The 18,057-nt window shown below is 73.7% G+C and carries 15 protein-coding genes; 5 read left to right on the forward strand and 10 right to left on the reverse strand.

The features are described from left to right. Positions 1–155 precede the first annotated feature (155 nt). Positions 156–1,454 (forward strand): SLC13 family permease, encoded by a 1,299-nt coding sequence (locus M8330_RS04190; protein WP_250826314.1) that lies wholly within the window; start codon positions 156–158, stop codon positions 1,452–1,454. A gap of 174 nt (positions 1,455–1,628) precedes the next feature. Here the strand turns inward: M8330_RS04190 and M8330_RS04195 are convergent, their stop codons facing one another. The 9 genes from M8330_RS04195 to M8330_RS04235 form a co-directional block, all read right to left on the reverse strand. Next, positions 1,629–2,675, reverse strand: coding sequence for a C-terminal binding protein (locus tag M8330_RS04195; protein WP_250826315.1), 1,047 nt, complete (start codon positions 2,673–2,675; stop codon positions 1,629–1,631). Between the two features lie 2 nt (positions 2,676–2,677). Then, positions 2,678–3,184, reverse strand: a complete 507-nt coding sequence (locus M8330_RS04200) for an Lrp/AsnC family transcriptional regulator (RefSeq protein ID WP_250826394.1) — start codon at positions 3,182–3,184, stop codon at positions 2,678–2,680. Positions 3,185–3,267: 83 nt separating this feature from the next. Continuing rightward, positions 3,268–4,140 (reverse strand): substrate-binding periplasmic protein, encoded by an 873-nt coding sequence (locus M8330_RS04205; RefSeq protein WP_250826316.1) that lies wholly within the window; start codon positions 4,138–4,140, stop codon positions 3,268–3,270. A gap of 176 nt (positions 4,141–4,316) precedes the next feature. Further along, positions 4,317–4,970: an amino acid ABC transporter permease gene (locus M8330_RS04210; RefSeq protein WP_250826317.1), complete on the reverse strand. Its 654-nt coding sequence runs from the start codon at positions 4,968–4,970 to the stop codon at positions 4,317–4,319. Beyond that, positions 4,970–5,593: an amino acid ABC transporter permease gene (locus M8330_RS04215; RefSeq protein WP_250826318.1), complete on the reverse strand. Its 624-nt coding sequence runs from the start codon at positions 5,591–5,593 to the stop codon at positions 4,970–4,972. Before M8330_RS04215 ends, M8330_RS04210 begins: the two co-directional genes overlap by 1 nt. A 1-nt stretch (position 5,594) precedes the next feature. Then, positions 5,595–6,407, reverse strand: coding sequence for an amino acid ABC transporter ATP-binding protein (locus M8330_RS04220; RefSeq protein WP_372490178.1), 813 nt, complete (start codon positions 6,405–6,407; stop codon positions 5,595–5,597). A 24-nt stretch (positions 6,408–6,431) separates the two neighbouring features. Continuing rightward, on the reverse strand, positions 6,432–7,850 hold the full coding sequence (locus tag M8330_RS04225; RefSeq protein ID WP_250826319.1) for an NAD(P)/FAD-dependent oxidoreductase: 1,419 nt from the start codon (positions 7,848–7,850) through the stop codon (positions 6,432–6,434). A gap of 2 nt (positions 7,851–7,852) precedes the next feature. After that, the gene (locus tag M8330_RS04230) at positions 7,853–10,882 is read right to left on the reverse strand and encodes an aminotransferase class III-fold pyridoxal phosphate-dependent enzyme (RefSeq protein WP_250826320.1); all 3,030 of its coding nucleotides are present in this window, start codon (positions 10,880–10,882) and stop codon (positions 7,853–7,855) included. A 331-nt stretch (positions 10,883–11,213) separates the two neighbouring features. After that, positions 11,214–11,417 (reverse strand): hypothetical protein, encoded by a 204-nt coding sequence (locus M8330_RS04235; RefSeq protein ID WP_250826321.1) that lies wholly within the window; start codon positions 11,415–11,417, stop codon positions 11,214–11,216. Positions 11,418–11,650: 233 nt separating this feature from the next. On the opposite strand from M8330_RS04235, the gene M8330_RS04240 reads away from it, so the two are divergent. The 4 genes from M8330_RS04240 (at position 11,651) to M8330_RS04255 (ending at position 16,869) form a co-directional block, all read left to right on the forward strand. Continuing rightward, entirely contained in the window at positions 11,651–13,531 is a 1,881-nt protein-coding gene (locus M8330_RS04240; protein ID WP_250826322.1) for a patatin-like phospholipase domain-containing protein, read from the forward strand. Between the two features lie 126 nt (positions 13,532–13,657). After that, positions 13,658–15,115, forward strand: a complete 1,458-nt coding sequence (locus M8330_RS04245) for an MFS transporter (RefSeq protein ID WP_250826323.1) — start codon at positions 13,658–13,660, stop codon at positions 15,113–15,115. Positions 15,116–15,235: 120 nt separating this feature from the next. Beyond that, positions 15,236–16,030, forward strand: coding sequence for an SDR family NAD(P)-dependent oxidoreductase (locus M8330_RS04250; RefSeq protein WP_250826324.1), 795 nt, complete (start codon positions 15,236–15,238; stop codon positions 16,028–16,030). Continuing rightward, complete coding sequence (locus M8330_RS04255; RefSeq protein WP_250826325.1) at positions 16,027–16,869, forward strand: amidohydrolase family protein; 843 nt, start codon at positions 16,027–16,029, stop codon at positions 16,867–16,869. Before M8330_RS04250 ends, M8330_RS04255 begins: the two co-directional genes overlap by 4 nt. A gap of 23 nt (positions 16,870–16,892) precedes the next feature. On the opposite strand, the gene M8330_RS04260 is transcribed toward M8330_RS04255, so the two are convergent. Further along, complete coding sequence (locus M8330_RS04260; protein ID WP_250826326.1) at positions 16,893–17,963, reverse strand: 5'-3' exonuclease H3TH domain-containing protein; 1,071 nt, start codon at positions 17,961–17,963, stop codon at positions 16,893–16,895. Positions 17,964–18,057 lie beyond the last annotated feature (94 nt).

Raw genomic sequence — 18,057 nt, forward strand, 5'->3', positions numbered from 1 at the left:
GTGACCGCCGCGGCGCCTCTCAGCACAGCCATCGGTGGCCGTCGAGGCGGTCTCACGCCCGGGTCGGGGGTCGGACGTCACTGTCCGACTGATGTAGGGAAGGGGGTGCACGTCCGCACACCCACCGGCCTCCGGGCCGGGCCTGAAGGAGCCCCGTGAACCTCGAGCTGGTCACCGTCCTGGTGCTCGCCCTGATCTTCGTGCTCGCGACCGCGCGCTCGGTCAACCTGGGCGTCCTCGCCCTCGTCGCGGCGTTCGGCGTCGGCGCCGCGGCGGGCCTGAGCACCGACGAGGTCTTCGCCGGGTTCCCGGTCGACCTGTTCGTGGCTCTGACCGGGCTGACGTTCCTGTTCGGCTTCGCCCAGCGCAACGGCACCATCGACCTGCTGCTGCGCGCGGGGCTCCGCCTCGTCCGGGGGCGGGTGGCGCTGGCCCCCTGGATCTTCTTCGCCCTCACCGGCGCGCTGATGTCCGTCGGCGCGATCTTCGCGATCGCCGTCGTCGCGCCGCTCGCGGTGCCCTTCGCTCGGCGGTACCGGATCGACCAGCTGATGATGGGCATGATGGTCGTGCACGGCGGCATGGCCGGCGCGTTCTCGCCGCTGAGCGTCTACGGGCTCTTCGTCAACAGCTTCCTCGCCGGCGACGACCTGGGCGGCAGCCGCCTCGGCCTGTTCCTGGCCAGCTTCGTGTTCAACACCGCCATCGCCCTGGTCGTATTCCTCACCATGGGCGGTCGTTTCCTGCTCGGCCGCACCGAGGACCTCGCGGGCGCCCCCGCGTCTGAGGCAGAGGCCCCAGGTCAGACCTCCGGGCAGGCCTCCGCGCAGACCTCCGCGCAGACCTCCGCGCAGACCTCCGGGATCGACCTCTACCAGGGCGTCACCCTGCTCGGCCTGGCCGTGATGGCGGTCGGGACGGCGGCCTTCGGGCTCGACATCGGCGTGCTGTCCCTCAGTGCGGCGGCCGTGCTCGCGCTCATGCGCCCCGACGACGCCCGCGTCTGCCTGGCGAACGTCTCGTGGAGCACCGTCGTGCTCGTGGGCGGCGTGCTCACCTACATCGCGGTGCTCGAGGCCGCCGGCACCGTCGAGTGGGCCAGCGGCGGCATCGCCGCGCTCGGCGTCCCGCTCGTCGCGGCCCTGCTGCTGTGCTACCTCGCCGGCATCGTCTCGGCGTTGGCCTCCTCGATCGGCACGATCGGCGTGGCGCTGGCGATCGCCGCGCCGATGCTGGAGTCCGGCGAGCTGGGGGCGGTCGGGTTCGTGGCGGCGCTCTCGATCTCGGCCACCGTGGTCGACGTCAGCCCGTTCTCCACCAACGGCGCCCTGGTGCTGGCCAACGTCGACGCCGAGCACCGCGACGACTTCTACCGCCGCATGCTCGTCTACGCCGGCCTCGTCGTCGGCCTGGCTCCGCTCGCGGCCTGGACGTTCTCGCTGCTGCCCGTCTGAGACGGGCGCCTGCGGTGGGTGCGGCGGTCTCGAGGCTCGTCGCCGGGGCTCCTCGCACCTCGACCACCGGTGGGGTCGCCGGGGCTCCTCGCACCTCGACCACCGGCCTCGGTGGTCGAGGTGCGACGAGCGCCAGCGAGGAGCCTCGAGACCGGCGAGACCGGCCTCAGTGCCTCAGACGGTGCGGGGCAGCGGCGCCTCGTGCCGGGGGCTTCGCCCGTGCACGAGCACGTCGACCACGCAGGCCAGCGCCATCTCGCGCGCCTGCACGAACGACTCGGCCGACAGGAAGGCCGAGTGCGGGGTCAGCACCACGTTGTCCAGGTCGGTCAGCGCGGTGCGGCCGGTGTCCTCGTCCTCGATCACGTCGATGGCGGCGGCGGCGATCGTGCCGGTGCGCAGGGCCGTGACCAGCGCGGCCTCGTCCACGACCTCGCCGCGCGCGGTGTTCACCAGGCCGGCGCTCGGCCTCATCAGGCGCAGCTCGCGCTCGCCGACGAGGTGGTGGGTCGAGGGGAGCAGCGGGCAGTGCAGCGAGACGACGTCGGACGTCGCCAGCAGCTCGTCCAGGGAGCCCACGGGCGTGACGCCGGCAGCGGCCAGGTCCTCGGCGCTCCAGGTGGGCGCCCACACGGCCACCTCGAGCCCGAACGCGTGCAGCAGCGGGGCGACGGCCCGGGGGATCGCGCCGAAGTAGACGAGCCCGACCCGTTGGCCGCGCAGCCGCCGCGGCATCGGCAGGGAGGCGTCCAGGGGGTCCCACACGCCGGCCCGGACGCGGCGGTCGAACCGGGTCACGTGGCGGGCCAGGTCGAGGATCATCGCCACGGTGTGCGTGGCGACCTCGTCGACGCAGAAGCCAGGGGCGTGGGAGACCGCGACGCCGCGCTCGGCCGCGGCCGCGAGGTCGACGGTGTTGGTGCCGATGCTCTGCAGGGCCACGGCGCGCAGCCGCGGGAGACGCTCGAGGACCTCGCGGGTGATGGCCAGGCCCTCGGTCACGATCGCGTCGGCGTCGGCGAAGGCGGCCACGAGGGCGTCGACGGACCCGTCGCCGGGGTCGGCCTCGAGGAGCTCGAGACCGGCCACGCCCCAGCCCTGCAGGACGCCGCGCTCGTGGGCGAGGTCGTCCCCGATCCCGGCGTAGACGACCCGCAGGTCGGCGGTGTCGGTGGCACCGGCGGCGGGGGCGGTGGAGGGGCTGGGGCGGTGCTCGGTCAACGTCAGTCCGTCTGGTCGGGCTCCTCGTGGGGCTCGCCGGCGGCGACGGGTGCGCCGTCGACCTGCTGCTCGCCCCACGTGAACCGGTGGGTGTGGATGTCGTGGTAGGTGAACGTCGTGAGGCTGCGGACGCCGGGCACGGCGCGTACCTCGCGGTTGATCACGGTGGAGAGGTGACGGGTGTCCTCGGCGAGCACCTCGACGAGGACGTCGAAGGGTCCGGCGCCGATGACGACGTAGACGACCTGCGGGATCGCGGAGAGCTTGTCCGCGATCTCGTACGGGTCGCCCTCGACGGTCAGGGCCAGCATCGCCATCGCCTCGAACCCGATCTTGAGCGGGTCGGTGATGCCGACGACCTTGAGGACCTCCTCCTCGATCAGGCGCATCACGCGCTTGCGGACGCCGCCGGGGGTCAGGCCGACGACGTCGGCGAGCTCCCGGTAGCCGGTCCGGCCGTCGCGCTCCAGCGCGCCGATGATCTTGCGGTCGACGTCGTCGAGGTCCATCACGCCTCCATCCTCGGGGCGCGCCGGGCGGCGGGGGTCGCCCGCCGCCCGGCGTGTCGTGGTCGGTCTGATCTGCGTGCCGATCAGTTGCCGGAGAAGTTGGCCTCGTCGGTGAGGCCGTAGGTGTCGAGCGCGTCCTGCACGGTGCCGTCCTCGCGCAGCGTCGCGATGTCCTCGTCCAGCGCGGTGGTGAGGGAGTCGTTGCCCAGGGTGTGGGGGAAGTTGACCTGGCCGTAGGACAGGGACGCCTCGAGGCGGTCGTCGGCCTCGATGGGCTGCATCGAGAGCGTGGTGCCGTCCAGCTGGGAGAGCTGGTAGCCGGTCTCGCCGGAGCCGGCGATGGTGGCGTCGATGCGGCCGTTGGTGAGGTCGGTCATCGCCTGGGTGAGGGTCTCGTACTGCTTGACGTTGTCGGCGCCGAAGACGTCCTGGAGCTCCTCGACGTAGAGGGAGCCCTGGGTGACGCCGACGGTGAGGCCGTCCAGGTCGTCGAGCGAGGAGTACTGGCCGTCCTGCGAGGCGACCGCGGTGAAGTCGTAGTAGACGGTGTCGGTCTGGCCGAGCACCTTGCCGTGGGCCTTGGTCCAGTACCAGCCGCCGGCGGCCAGGTCGGACTGGCCCTGCTGCACCGAGCCGATGGCGGTGGAGCCGTGGATCGTCGCGTTGGTGATGGTCAGGCACTCCATCTCGGCGATCTGGTTCAGCACCAGGCCGTCCACGCCCCCGAGCTCGCCGGTGGAGTCGTCCACGTCGACGTAGGGCAGGGAGACGTCGGCGGCCACCGTGAGCGTGCCCTCGGTGACGGTGGTCAGGTCCGGGTGGGCCGGGGTGCAGTCGGCCTCGACCTCGCCGGTGGTGTTGGTCGAGCTGTCGGCGCAGGCGGAGATGCTGAGCGCGAGGAGCGGGGCGACGGCGATCAGGGCGGCGCGTCGCTTGGTGCTGGTCGTGCGGGTCATGTCGATCCTTCAGGGTCGGGCGAGAGGGTCGGGCAGGAGAGGACGGCGGCGCGACGCTGCGCCTGCGGTGCGGGCTGTGCTGGGTGCTGTGCTGGGTGCTGCGGTGGGACGGGTGGTGCGGGCCGCCGCCCCGGTCGGGGGCGGGGCGACGGCGGTCGGTGGGAGCGGCGGGCGGCTCAGTACTGGGTGCGGGTCGCCAGCCAGCCGGCGAACCGGGAGGCGGCGATGACGACCACGGCGTAGAGCGCACCGGCCACGATGAACACCTGCAGGTACTGGAAGGTGATCGAGCCGATGTTGTAGGCGGCGTTGAGCAGCTCGGGCTCGGCGACGGCGACGGCCAGCGAGGTGCTCTGGAAGACGATGGCGGCGTAGCCGACCAGCGACGGGGTCGAGATCCGCAGCGCCTGCGGGGCGATGACGGAGGCGAAGGTGCGCGCGCGGCCGATGCCGAGGGCCTGGCAGGCCTCCAGCTGGCCGGCGGGGATGCCGCGGATGGCGCCGCGGACGATCTCGCTGACGTACCCGGCGTTGGAGAACGTGAACGCCGCGATGATCGACCAGAAGGCGCTGAGCACGACCTCGACGCTCGGCAGGCCGTAGTAGATGAGGTAGAGGACGACCAGGGCGGGCAGGCCACGGGCGAGCTCGATCACGGCTACCAGGAGCCACCGCAGCGGCCGCGAGGTGGTGCGCTCGGTGACGTAGCCGAGGACGAGGCCCAGCGGCAGGCCGAGCAGCAGCGAGACGAACGTGAGCCAGAGGCTGTGGCCCAGGCCCCGGAGCAGGTCGGGCAGCCAGGAGACGGAGTCGGCGAGGAAGTCGCTCATCAGGCGGCCCACCCCGACTCGGCCCTCGCCGCCGCGGCCCGGCCCACGAGGGCCAGCACGAGGCTGAGCAGCAGGTACAGGACGCCGACCGTGACGAAGGGGGTGATCCCGTCACCGGTGCGGTTGGCGGCCCGGTTGGCCACGAAGGTCAGCTCGGCGACGCCGATCACGGAGGCCAGCGAGGTGTCCTTGACCATGCCGATCACGTAGGAGACGACCGCCGGTGCGGAGATCACCGCGGCCTGCGGCACGACGACGCGCAGCCGGCCGGTGCGGGTCGGGATGCCCAGGGCGTCCAGGGCCTCGTACTGACCCTTCGCGACGCCCTCCAGGCCGGAGCGGTAGATCTCGGCGCAGTAGGCGGAGGCGACCAGGCCGAACACGATGACGGCCGCCCCGAGCGGGGTGAAGACCCCGACGCCGAGGAAGACCAGCATCAGCCAGACCAGCGGGGGGACGCCGCGCACGACGTCGGTCCAGGCGATGGCCAGCCAGCGCAGCGGGGCGACGCGGCTGCGACGCGCGAGCACGACCAGGACGCCGGCGGCCATGCCGATCAGGGCCGAGAGGATCGTGATCTGCGCGGTCAGCCAGAGCGCGGCGGGGAGGAGGGAGAAGTCCATCTCAGCCCTCCGCGATGGCCCGCAGGAACTGCCGGGTGCGGTCATGGGTGGGCTGCTCGAGCAGCGAGCGGGACGGGCCCTCCTCGAGGATGCCGCCGTCGCAGAGGAACACCGTGCGGTCCGAGACCTGCTTGGCGAAACCCATCTCGTGGGTGGAGACGAGCATCGTCATGCCGGCCTCGGCGAGCTCGCGCATCACCGAGAGGACCTCCGAGCGCATCTCGGGGTCGATGGCCGAGGTGGGCTCGTCGAAGAGGATCACGCGCGGGTCGAGCGCCAGGGAGCGGGCGATCGCGACGCGCTGCTGCTGGCCGCCGGAGAGCTGGGAGGGGTGGGAGCCGGCCTTGTGGCCCATGCCGACGCGCTCCAGCAGGGTGCGGGCACGCTCGCGCGCCTCGTCCTTGCCCGTGCCGAGGGCGGCGCGCTGGGCGAAGACGATGTTCTGCTCGGCGGTCATGTTCGCGAACAGGTTGAACGACTGGAAGACCATGCCGATCTGGCGCCGCACCCTCAGCAGCGCCTTCGCGGACGGGGCCACGACCGCGCCGCCCCGGGTGCTGACCAGCGGGGTGCCGTCGAGGGTGACCTGGCCGCTGGTGGGCAGCTCGAGCTGGTTGATGCAGCGCAGCAGCGTGGACTTGCCGCCGCCGCTGGGGCCGATGAGGGCGACGACCTCGCCCTTGTCGAGGTGCAGGTCGACGCCCCGCAGGACGGTGTGGTCGCCGAACGACTTCGTCAGCGAGTCGACGACGAGCAGCGGCCCGCCGGGGGCGGCGGTGGCGTCGGGGGACGGGGTGGTGTTCAACAGGCTCATCCGATCTGGCGTCAGTGCTGCCGGTCAGTAACGGCCGGAGATCCGGTTGGCGAGGGTGGCCAGGCGCGAGGTCTCGGGGCTCTGGCTGCGGCGCTCGAGGGCGTCGACGGCGCTGTAGACGCGGTACATGCCGCGCACGCCGAGCCAGCGTGCGGGCTCGGGCTCCCAGGGGCGGACCTTCTTGCCGACCCAGGGCAGGCGGGTGATCGCGGTGTCCTCGCCCAGGATCAGGTCGCGCAGGGTCCGGCCGGCCAGGTTGCTGGCGGAGAGGCCGTCGCCCACGTAGCCGCCCGCGACCGCGAGGCCGGTGGCCGGGTCGGCGTCGACCGTGGCGGACCAGTCGCGGGGGATGCCCAGCACGCCGGTCCAGGTGTGGTCGAAGGCGACGTCGGCCAGGGCAGGGAACAGGCGGTCGAAGCTGGCGGTGAGCGCCTCGACGGAGGCCACCGGGGTCTCGCCGTGCCTGTCGCGGCCCGAGCCCCAGTAGTAGGGGGTGCCGGGCCCGCCGAGCACGATCCGGTCGTCGGCGGTCTTCTGGATGTAGGAGAAGGAGTGGGCCGCGTCGCGGGTGAGCACCGCGTTGTCCGCCCAACCGACGCTCTCGAGCTGCGCGCGCGAGAGCGGCTCGGTGGCCAGCACGCTGGAGAGCTTGGGCAGCCAGGTGCGGCGCTGGCCGGGCAGGTCGGCGGTGAAGGCCTCGGTGCCGCGGACGACCCAGCGGGCGTCCACGGTGTCGCCGGTGCCGGTGGTGACCCGGTGCGGGGCGATGTCGGTGACGCGGGTGTGCTCGTGCACCACCACTCCGAGGCGCAGGCAGGCGTCGCGCAGGCCGGAGACGAGCTTGGCCGGCTGGACGCGGGCGGCGCGGCGCGACCAGAGGCCGACGGTGCCGCCGGCGAGGTGCGCGAAGCGGTCGGTCAGGGCGTCGCCGCTGACCAGCTCCAGGTCCTCGTCCTCGAAGCCCCACGCGAGGCAGTACTCCTGCTCCTCGCGCAGCCGCGCCGCCTGGGCCGGCGTCGTGGCGATGGCGATCTCGCCCTGCGTGGCGACGTCGGCCTCGATGCCCTCGGCGCGGGTGACGGCCACGACCTCGTCGATGGCCCCGAAGATCTGGCGCTGGAAGTCGATGACGGACTGCTTGCCGTGGCTGGCCGCGTACATCCGGTTCAGGCCCGGCATGCCGTAGGACAGCCAGCCGCCGTTGCGGCCGGAGGCGCCGTACCCGACGGTCTCGGCCTCGAGCACGACGATGCGCCACTCGGGCTTCGCCCGGGCGAGGTAGTAGGCGGTCCACAGGCCGGTGTACCCGCCGCCGACCACGACGACGTCGGCGGTGGTGGAGGAGGTCAGCGGCGGGTGGACGGGCCCGAGCCCGGCGTCGCGGTACCAGAAGGAGACGTCGCCGTTGCAGCGCAGCGCGTGTCCGGCGGTGGGGGTGGGCATGCTCAGAACCACTTCCTGGAGAGGACCTCGTCGAGGGCGTCGACGTAGGAGTCGGCCTCCTCGACGGTCAGGGTGAGGGGCGGCTTCACCTTGAGCACGTTCTGGCGCTCGGAGGTGGCCTGGTCGATGACGCCGCGGGCCAGCAGGGCCTCGCAGACCGCGGCGGTGAGCGCGGCGTCGGGGGTGAGGGAGTCGCGGTCGGTGACGAGCTCGATGCCGCGGTAGAGCCCGCGCCCGTGGACGGCGGCGATCGACTCGTGCTGGGCGGCCAGCTCGGCCACGCGGCCGGCGAGGTGGTCGCCGACGGCCTTGGCGTTGGCCTGGAGGCCCTCGTCGGCGAGGACGTCGAGCACGGCCAGGCCGGCGGCGCAGGCGACCGGGGAGCCTCCCGTGGTGGAGAAGAAGGTGCCCTCGCGACCGAGCTGGTCGCTGATCTCCTTGCGGGTGATCACGGCGCCGAGGGGCACGCCGTTGCCCATGGCCTTGGCGCAGACCACGACGTCGGGGGTGACCCCTTCGGCCTGGAAGGCCCAGAAGCTCTCGCCGGTGCGGGCGTAGCCGACCTGGACCTCGTCGGCGATGGTCAGCGCACCGACCCGGTGGGCGGCCTCCTGCATCGCCACGGAGTAGCCGGCGGCGGGCACGACGCCGCCGGAGTTGCCGAGGATCGACTCCATGATCACCGCGGCGGGTGCCGTGCCGGCGTCCACGAGGCCGTCGAGCACGCCGTTCAGGTCGGCGGCGTAGGCGGCGCCCGCGCCCTCGCCGCGGTGGGTGCCGCGGAAGGCGTTGGGCACGTCCGTCACCGTCACCCAGGAGGGGCGCGAGTCCAGCGCGTGCGGGTTGTCGTAGGCCGAGGTGGTGATCGCGTCGGCGGCCGTGGACCAGCCGTGGTAGCCCTCGGCGTGGGTGACGACCTGGCGCCGGCCGGTGGCGATGGTGGCCATGCGCAGGGCGAGGTCGACCGCCTCGGTGCCGCTGTTGACCAGCACGACCGAGTCGTAGGGGGAGGTGCCGTCGGCGCCGCGGGTGGTCTCGAGGATGCGTTCGGAGAGGTCCGCCAGGTCGCGGTAGAGGAACCGGCTGTTGGTGTTGAGCCTGCCCAGCGCGCGGGTCACGGCGGCCTGGAGTCGCGGGTGCGAGTGCCCGATGGCGGCCACGTTGTTGACCATGTCGAGGTGGGCGCGGCCGTCGGCGTCGAGCAGGTGGCTGCGCCAGCCGCGGACGAAGACCGGCGGGCGGGCGTAGTAGCGCTCGGTGTTGTCGGGCAGGAACGCGTTGCGCCGGGCCTGCTCGCTCGCGGCGTCGACCGCGTGGTCGGTGCCGCTGGTGGCCAGGCCGAGGGCGGCGTCCGTGCCGGCGACGAGCGCGCCGTAGCCGGGGGCCAGGTCGGCCGGGCAGTCCCAGGGCAGGTCGATCGCGGCGGACGCCGGCAGCAGTCGCAGCCGCAGGTGGTGCCGGGCGTGCTCGAGGGTCGTGGTGCTGCCGTCGGCGTGGGTGCTGACCTGGTCGAGGGGAGTGGCGCGGCCCAGCGACTCGCCCGCGGTCACGAGCGCACCCGGCACGCAGGCGGGCGAGGGCTGCACGTCGGCGACCTCGAGCCGGTGGGCACCGATCCGCACGTGCAGGGTGCCGGGCCCGGTGCTCAGCACGGTGGCGTCGGCCAGCGTGACCAGCTCGTGGCCGCCGCGCGAGACCGACTCGGCGGCCAGCGGGTAGGTGCGCTGCCGGTCGGGGCGCACGCCCGGCCGGGCCGAGGTGACCCGCGGCTCGCGCTGCGGCACCACGACCAGGGGGTGCCGGGCGAGGGCGTGGTGCAGGACGAGCGCCTCGGTGTCGGGCCGCAGGAGCAGCCGGGACGGGGCGTCGTCGCCGTCGGGGGCGAACGAGAGCGGCGTGGGGGAACCGCCGTCGACGCCGCGCAGCGCCAGCAGTGCGACCGGAGCCTCGGTGGTGCTCGCGTCCGCGTCCTCGCGGGGGAGCAGCAGCGCCGCCATCGCGTCGGCGTCGAGCCCGGCCGCGGTCTCGAACGAGCGCCACTCGTGCGCCATCCGCGTGGTGGCGTAGGTGTTGTGCGGGTCCACGGCCAGCTGCTGCCAGCCGGAGGCCACGAGCACGGCGCAGCGCAGCTGCACGAGCGGCCAGAGGGCGGAGCGCTCCGCCGGGGTGAGCGGCAGGCCGTCGTCCGCGGCCAGGCCCTGCTCGAGCGTGGCGGTCATCGCGCGCAGCACCCCGTGGTCGTCGAGGTCGTGGTGGAGCATCGAGGCGAGGGTCACCGCCACCTCGCCGATCCGCCACGAGCCGACGACGTCGCCGAAGTCGATGACCCCGACGACCCGGGGGCGAGCGTCCACGGTGCGGGCCACCACGTTGTCGTCGGTGATGTCGCCGTGGATCAGCTGCACGGGCAGGTCGACGGCCACCTGCTGCACCCGTGCCCAGGCCCGCTCGGTGACGGCGAGGAGCTGCCCGCGGCGGTCCTCGGGGACGGCGGGGGCGAACTCGCTGACGACGGTGGCCGCGTGCCGCAGGTCCCACTGGGTCTCCCGGTCGGCGGTGGCCGGCACGTCGGCGAGGGCCCGGCTCACCCGGGCGACCAGCGAGGCCAGGCCGGTGACGAGGTGGGTCGGCAGGTGCCGCTCGTCGACCAGCTGCTCGCCCTCGACGAAGCGCAGGGCCACCGCGAAGTGGTCCGCGCCGTCCAGGGCGACCCGCTGCACGAGCGTGCCGTCCGCGGCGGCCACGGGGGCGGGGGCCTCGATGCCGGCCGAGGCGAGCGCGGTCATCGCCGCCACCTGGTCGTGGACGACGGCGGCGTCGGTGGCGGGGTGGAAGACCTTGAAGACCAGGGCGCCGGCCGAGGCGCCCGAGGGGCCGGTGTCGGGGCGGAGGAGGAAGTTGCGGTCCTGCTGGCTGCCCAGCTCGGTGACGGCCCCGGTGAGCCCGTAGCGCTGGGCGACGAGGGTCGCGGCCAGCTCGGGCGTGATGGCGGGGCGGCCGTACGAGGCGGCCTCGGTGGCTGCCATCGGCATGGTGGTTCCTCCTGAGTGATCACCCGTCACCGGATCTGTGCAGATCCTCGGTTAGCAGTGATCTTCGGTGACTCACTGCGCCGATCTGGTGACGTGGTGCTTCGACTGTAGGAAGGCTTGTGCCGAAAAGTCACTCAGGAATGTCGCCTGGAACCAGCAATTAACGCAGCCGTGACATTCGGGCTCGGATTCGTGACCTGGGTCGCGCGAGTGGTGATGGATCGTCACTGTTGCCTGGACGATCGGTGACGGATCGGTCCGTCAGGGCCGACCCGTGGTGCCGGGATGTCCGCCCGAGGAGGTGTGCCGACGTCCCTGAGGGGAGGTCGGATCAGGACAGGGTGCCGACCCAGCCGAGGGCGCCGGCCTGCACGGCCAGGACGCCGGCGAGCCCGAGGGTGACGCTGCCGGCGACGAGGCCGAGCGTGGTGCGGCCGTGGGCGGCGAGCGCGCGGGTCAGGGTCGTGGCCACCATGCCGGTGAAGCCGACGCCGGCCGCGATCAGCACGACGTGCGCGAGTGCGCTCGCGGGCACGAAGAAGGTCCCCCCCCAGGTCCATGGCACAGAACCCTAGGAGCAGGTCGGGACCAACGTCTCGGACTCGCGGGACCTCCGACCTCCGGGGGAGGAGATTTAACTCTGAACCATCGGTCCCGTCCGCGAGGGGTGTCGCGCGGATGCCCACGGGGGTAGACAGGAGCACCGCCGTGATCCAGACCCCGTGATCCAGACCCGTGAGCCAGACCTCGAGACCCAGGGAGGGCGCCGTGGCCCCGCAGGACACCGAGACCGACACCGACACCCGCGAGACCCACGAGTCGGATGCCTACGGCGATCCGCGGCTCGAGTGCGACCTCGTGATGAAGGGCGGGGTGACCAGCGGCGTCATCTACCCGGGCGTCGCGTGCACGCTCGCGCGGGTCTACCGCTTCCGGTCGGTGGGCGGGTCGTCGGCCGGGGCCATCGCGGCGGCTGCGACCGCGGCGGCCGAGCTCGGCCGGGCCTCGGGCGGCTTCGAGAAGCTGGACGCCCTCGCCGGCCGGCTCACCGCCCGAGGAACGGGTGGTCGGTCCCTGCTGTTCCGGCTGTTCCGCCCGGTGCCCGAGCAGCGGCGGCTCTTCGGCGTGCTGACCGCGGGGCTGGGTCGCACCGGTGCGGCACGGTGGGTGGCCACTGCGGCGGCGGTCGGACGCGGCTACGCGCTGCGGCTGCTGCTGGCGGCCGTCCTGCCCCTCGGCCTGGTGGTGGCCGGCGTGCTCGCGGGTGGGGTGCTGGGCCTCGTCCTGGTGCCGGTGGCGGCGCTCCTGCTGCTGGTGGGGCTGGCGGCCGTGGGGGTGGGGAGCGGGGTCCTGGCCGACGTGCGGCGCATCGAGCGGTTCGGCCTCGTCTCCGGCATGCCCGGCCCGCGCGGCGGCGAGGCGCTGACCCCCTGGTTGCACGAGCGGCTGCAGGACCTGGCCGGGCGCGGCCCCGGCGACCCGGTGCTGACGTTCGGGGACCTGCGCGCCGCGGGGGTGCGGCTGCGCGTGATGACCACCGACCTCACCCGGGGCTACCCGGTGACGATGCCGTGGCCGAACCGGGAGCACTGGTGCGACCCGGACGAGATGGCGCAGCTGTTCCCGGCCGACGTGGTGCAGCACCTGGTGCGGGTCGGCGGTGGCGCCCGGGAGGACGGGCTGGTGGCGTGGCCGGAGCCGGACGACCTGCCGGTGGTCGTGGCGACGCGGATGTCGCTGAGCTTCCCGGGGCTGATCCAGGCGGTGCCGCTGCACGCGGTCGACCACGCGCGGGCCGGGGGAGCGGACGGTGCCGCGCCGCGTCCGGTGTGGTTCTCCGACGGAGGTATCTGCGCGAACCTGCCCGTCCACCTCTTCGACTCGCCGCTGCCACGGCGCCCGACCTTCGCGATCAACCTGGAGGCGTTCGGCGACGTGCGCCGGCAGGACGCCGAGGACGAGGGGCAGAACTCCTACCTGCCGCTGGACGCCGGGGCCGGTCGCTACCGCCCGCGCCGCCACCTCGACCCCGCGGGCGTCGGCGGGCTGCTGGGCTTCCTCGGAGCGATCGTGGGCACCGCCCGGACGTGGGTCGACAACCAGCAGCTCACGATGCCGGGCTACCGCAACCGCGTCGTCACGATCTTCCACAGCGACAGCGAGGGCGGCCTCAACCTGGACATGCCCGCCGAGGTCGTCGAGGCGCTGGGTGCGCGCGGCCGCGGGGCCGGGCGCAAGCTGGTGGACGCCTTCGCCGGCCCGGAGCCGGGCTCCGTCGACGGGCCCGCGTGGACGGCGCACCGCTGGACCCGGCTGCGGATCTCGGTGGCGGGCCTGGCGGACTGGTGGGGGGCGTTCGCGCGGTCGTTCCGCGACGCCGACGTCGGCCGTCCGGACTACCCGGGGCTGCTGGCCGCGCACGCCGACGAGGTCGACCTGCCGTACCGGCTCAGCGCCACCGACCGTGCGCTGCTCGCGCAGCGGCTCGGCCGGTTCGTCGCCGAGGAGCAGCAGTGGGACGACGGCCTGGCCGGTCGCCACGCGCCCAGGCCTGCTCCGGAGCTGCGCCTGGTCACCGACATGGACACCACCGCGGAGCCGCTGCCGCCGACCGGAATTGCGGAGCCTCCGCAGGAGCCCGGCGGCTGAGCCGGTCCGCGTGAGGGGTGGCGGTGAGAGCGCGGTGAGAGCGCGGCGAGAACGGTGTGAGAGCGGGTGGCCGCAGGCTCGGTGGCGTCCGGTGCGAACCACGCACCCGAGCCCCAGGAGGCCGCCATGACGACCACCAGCTCCCCGCCGCTCGGCGGCCCCCGCACCTACCCCTCCCTGCGTTCCGCGGCGATCCCGCTGGCGGCGCTCGCGCTCGCCTTCTTCGTCGAGATGGTCGACAACACCCTGCTCTCGATCGCGCTGCCCACCATCGGCCGCGACCTCGGCTCGGGGACGACGGCCCTGCAGTGGGTCACCGGCGCGTACTCGCTCACCTTCGGCGGCCTGCTGCTCACCGCCGGCTCGGTGGCCGACCGGTTCGGCCGACGACGGGTGTTGCTCGTCGGGCTCACGGCCTTCGGCGGGCTCAGCCTCCTCGCCGCCCTGGTGGGCAGCACCGGGGAGCTCATCGCACTGCGGGCGGCGCTCGGCGTGGCCGCGGCCGCGATGGCACCGATCACCAACTCGCTGGTCTTCCGGCTCTTCGACGACTCCGCCCTGCGGATGCGCGCGATCACGGTGATGATCGTGGTCGGGATGTCGGGCTTCGTGCTGGGCCCGCTGCTCGGCGGCACGGCGCTGGCCCACGTCGGCTGGGAGTGGCTGCTGCTCGTCAACGCCCCGATCGCGCTGCTCGCCGTCGTGGGGGTGCGCCTCGGCGTGCCCGCCGACCACCCCGACGACCTCACCGACGACCGCCTGGACGTGCCGGGCGCCCTGCTCTCCATCGCCACGATCGGACTGGCCTGCTGGACGCTGACCAGCGGCGTCGACCACGGCTGGCTCTCGCCGCTGACCCTCGGCTCGGCGCTGGCGGCACTGCTGGCGGGCCTCGGCTTCTGGCAGCGCGAGCGGCGTGCCTCGTCCCCGATGCTGGACCTGGCGATGCTGCGCGGTGGCACCGTGCGCGGCGCCCTGCTCGCCCAGGTGGCCGCGTCGCTGGCCATGGCCGCGGTGATGTTCGGCCTGATCCTGCACTTCCAGTACGCCTACGGCTGGAGCCCCGTGCGCGCCGGCCTCGCCAACCTGCCGATGATCCTCACGATGCTGCTGGTCTCGCCAGCCACCGACGCGCTCGTCGCGAAGGTCGGGCACCGTCGGGCGTCCCTGGTGGGTGCGGCCTCGCTGTTCCTCGGGCTGGCCGGCATGGCCTGGGGGGTCGAGCACGGCTACCTGCCCATCGCCTGCTCGATGGTCGTGATGACCATCGGTCTGCGCACCCTCATGGCGGTCGGGGCCGTCGCGCTCATCGACGCCGTGCCGGAGAACCGCACGTCCGTCGGCGCTGCGCTCAACGACACTGCCCAGGAGGTCGGCACCAGCATCGGCACCGCGGTGGTCGGCACCGCGATCGCCGTCCTGGTCACCACCGTGCTGCCCAGCGGGGTCTGGAGCAGCGACCTGGTCGCGTCCTACTTCGCGGGGGAGCGGGTCGTGTACGGCGTCCTCGCCGTCGTGGTCGGGCTGGTCGCGGCCGCCGGTGCGCTGACCCTCACGGACTCGCGGATCACGGAGGAGGCCTGAGCGGCCCCGCTGGACGGAATAGCACGTGCTAGCGCTAGGCTGCGTGTGACGCAGGCGACATGTCTGTGGCACCCGAACCGCACGGGCCGTGAGCCCGCGCCGAGCACGGAGGAACCGCGCATGACCGCCTGGGCGAGCTACCCCTACGAGGGCACGACGGTGCTGGTGACGGGCGGGGGCTCCGGCATCGGCCGGGCCATCGCCCGGGCGTTCCTGGAGCAGGGCGCCTCCGTGCTGGTCACCGGTCGTCGCGCCGAGCCGCTGGAGGAGACCGTCGCCGGGTTCCCGGCCGAGCGGGTCGGGGTGCTGACCGGCGACATGGCGGGCGAGGCCGACATCCAGGCCGCCGTCGCCGCCGTCCTCGAGCGCTGGGGCACGCTCGACGTCGTCGTGGCCAACGCGGGCGTCTCCAGCCCCGGCACCGTGGAGACCATGACCGAGCAGGTCTGGGCCGCGATGCGCGAGCTGAACGTCGACGGCATGGTGCGGCTGGCCCGGCACAGCGTGGCCGCCCTGCGGGAGAGCAAGGGCACGTTCCTGGCGATCTCGTCGGTCGCCGGCGTCGGTGGCGACTGGAACCAGGTCGGCTACAACGCGACCAAGGGCGCGGTGAACGCGTTCGTCCAGGCGATGGCGCTCGACCACGGCCACGACGGCATCCGCGTCAACGCGATCGCGCCGGCCTTCACCGCCACGGCCCAGACCCAGGAGCGGCTCGACGACCCCGAGTTCTCCGCCAAGCTGCACGACCGCATCGCGCTGGACCGTCCTGCCGTCCCCGAGGACATCGCCAAGGCCGCCCTCTGGCTGGCCAGCCCCGACGCCGCCTACGTCACCGGCGTGATCCTGCCCGTCGACGGCGGCACGACCGCTTCCTCGGGCACCCCGCGCCCGCTCAAGCCGCGCACCTCGTGAGCCCCACCGGCAGCCAGGGGCCGGTGCGCGGCGACGCGCACATGCACCTCTTCTCCCGCGGCTACCACCCCGAGCGCGCCTCCGAGCAGAGCGACCTGGAGCGCTACGAGGCGTTCCGGGCCGGGCACGGGGTCGCCGCCGCGCTCGTCATCGGCTATGTCGGGGACGGCATCGACCCCGGCAACAACGCCTACCTGCGCTCGCTCGCGGTCGACCGGCCGTGGATGACGACCCTCGCCCACGTCGTCGCCACGCCCACGGCCGCCGAGGTCTCCCGCCTCCTCGCCGACGGTCACCGCGGAGTCTCGGTGCTCTGCCGCACCGAGCAGGACGCCGCCTGGCTGGCCGCGTGGCCCGACGAGGTCTGGCAGGTCCTCGAGGACGCCGCGGCCATGGTGTCGATCAACGGTGCCCCGCCGGCGCACCCCGGTCTGGCCGCCGTCGTCCGCGCCCGGCCCGGCTGCACGTTCCTTTTTGCGCACCTCGGCGAGCCCGGCTCGTACGCGTCGGTCCCGACCCACGACCAGGCGCGGGCGCGGCTCGCCGGTCTGCTGGCGCTGGGCGGGGAGGCGAACGCGTACGTGAAGGCGTCCGGCTTCTACCAGACCTCCACGGCCCTGGACGCCGGCTCGACCGCGCACGCGCAGGCGCGGCCGTTCGTCGACGTCCTGCTGGAGGCGTTCGGGCCGCGGCACCTGGTGTGGGGCTCGGACTTCAGCCCGGTCGCCGACTTCACCGACCTCGACACAGCCGCCTCGCCGGGCGCGCTCGCGGGCCTCGACCTCGCGGACCGGGCCGCGGTCATGGGCGGCACCCTGCTGGGGCTGCTCGGCGCCTGACCACACGGACTATCGGGGCCTCGTCAGCCGCGGGTGCGCACCAGGGACGCGGGGTCGCCGGTGAGCACCCGCAGCGCCAGGTCGGTGGTGGAGTCGTTGCCCAGGAAGCCGACGACGCGGCCGACCCGGGCGATGTCGAGCGGCAGCAGGCCGGGGGAGCCAGGCACGTCGGGAGTGAGCCCGAGGTCGAGGTCCTCGCGGCCGGTCATGATCCGCACGTTGAAGTCGTAGCGCTCCCGTGTGCCCTCGGCGCTCAGCGCCTTGACCAGGCGGGCGCCCAGCCGTCGTCCACCCTGCTCGAGGGACCAGGAGTCGAGCGCGGCGGCGAGCGTGCGGCCCTCGTCGTGCTCGACGTCGGCCCACACCTCGTCCATCGAGCCGGCGACCTCGAGCAGCGCCGCTGCGGCCTTCTCGCCGATGCCCGTGACGCCGGGCAGGTTGTCGCTGGCGTCGCCCCGCAGCGCGGCGAAGGCGAGGTAGTTCGAGGCGTTCACGCCGTACATCGACCGCAGCGCCCGCGGGGAGAGCAGGGGAGAGGCGTGGATGCCGCCGTCGATCAGTCGCAGCACCTTGGTGTGGTCGCTGATGTGGGCGAAGGCGTCGCGGTCGGAGGTGATGATGACGCACTCCCAGCCGTGCCGACCGGCCCAGGCCGCGCCCGAGGCGTTGACGTCGTCGGCCTCCAGTCCTGCCGGGACGACCGTCGCCAGACCCAGCGCGTCGAGCAGCGACTTCGCCCGCTCGAGCTGGTCGACGAGCTCCGGGGCCTTCTCGGCCCGCCCCGCCTTGTAGTCGGGGTAGAAGTCGCGGCGGGCGGACGCCGTCCTGTCGTCGAGGCCGAAGACGACCGCGTCGGGCGCGAACGTGTCGATCGACTCGATGATCTGGCGCAGCATGCCGTGCAGCGCCCACACCGGGCGGCTGGCCCGGTCGACCATCTGCGTGTAGGCCCGGGCGTGGTGGTTGCGGTGCAGCAGCGAGGGCGCGTCCACGACCAGCAGCAGCTTCTTCTCGCTGGTGCGGGAGAGCGCGGCCTGGGCGGAGGTCTCGGTGTCGGCGCTGCCCGCGAGGGGCTCGAGGTCGGACGGCGGCATGGCGCTGGCCATCGTAGGGGGTTCCGCGGCCACCGGTGATCGTGGAGTCCTGGACGTACCCGGTACGTGCAGGACTCCACGATCAGCCTGGTCG

This window comes from Nocardioides bruguierae (assembly GCF_023656415.1).
In the GTDB taxonomy this organism is placed as follows: Bacteria; Actinomycetota; Actinomycetes; order Propionibacteriales; family Nocardioidaceae; genus Nocardioides; species Nocardioides bruguierae.

Coding starts and splice junctions, on each gene's coding strand:
- M8330_RS04205 (WP_250826316.1), bottom strand. CDS start 4,140: ATGACCCGCACGACCAGCACCAAGCGACGCGCCGCCCTGATCGCCGTC.
- M8330_RS04250 (WP_250826324.1), top strand. CDS start 15,236: ATGACCGCCTGGGCGAGCTACCCCTACGAGGGCACGACGGTGCTGGTG.
- M8330_RS04200 (WP_250826394.1), bottom strand. CDS start 3,184: ATGGACCTCGACGACGTCGACCGCAAGATCATCGGCGCGCTGGAGCGC.
- M8330_RS04260 (WP_250826326.1), bottom strand. CDS start 17,963: ATGCCGCCGTCCGACCTCGAGCCCCTCGCGGGCAGCGCCGACACCGAG.
- M8330_RS04245 (WP_250826323.1), top strand. CDS start 13,658: ATGACGACCACCAGCTCCCCGCCGCTCGGCGGCCCCCGCACCTACCCC.
- M8330_RS04215 (WP_250826318.1), bottom strand. CDS start 5,593: ATGGACTTCTCCCTCCTCCCCGCCGCGCTCTGGCTGACCGCGCAGATC.
- M8330_RS04210 (WP_250826317.1), bottom strand. CDS start 4,970: ATGAGCGACTTCCTCGCCGACTCCGTCTCCTGGCTGCCCGACCTGCTC.
- M8330_RS04230 (WP_250826320.1), bottom strand. CDS start 10,882: ATGCCGATGGCAGCCACCGAGGCCGCCTCGTACGGCCGCCCCGCCATC.
- M8330_RS04225 (WP_250826319.1), bottom strand. CDS start 7,850: ATGCCCACCCCCACCGCCGGACACGCGCTGCGCTGCAACGGCGACGTC.
- M8330_RS04220 (WP_372490178.1), bottom strand. CDS start 6,407: ATGAGCCTGTTGAACACCACCCCGTCCCCCGACGCCACCGCCGCCCCC.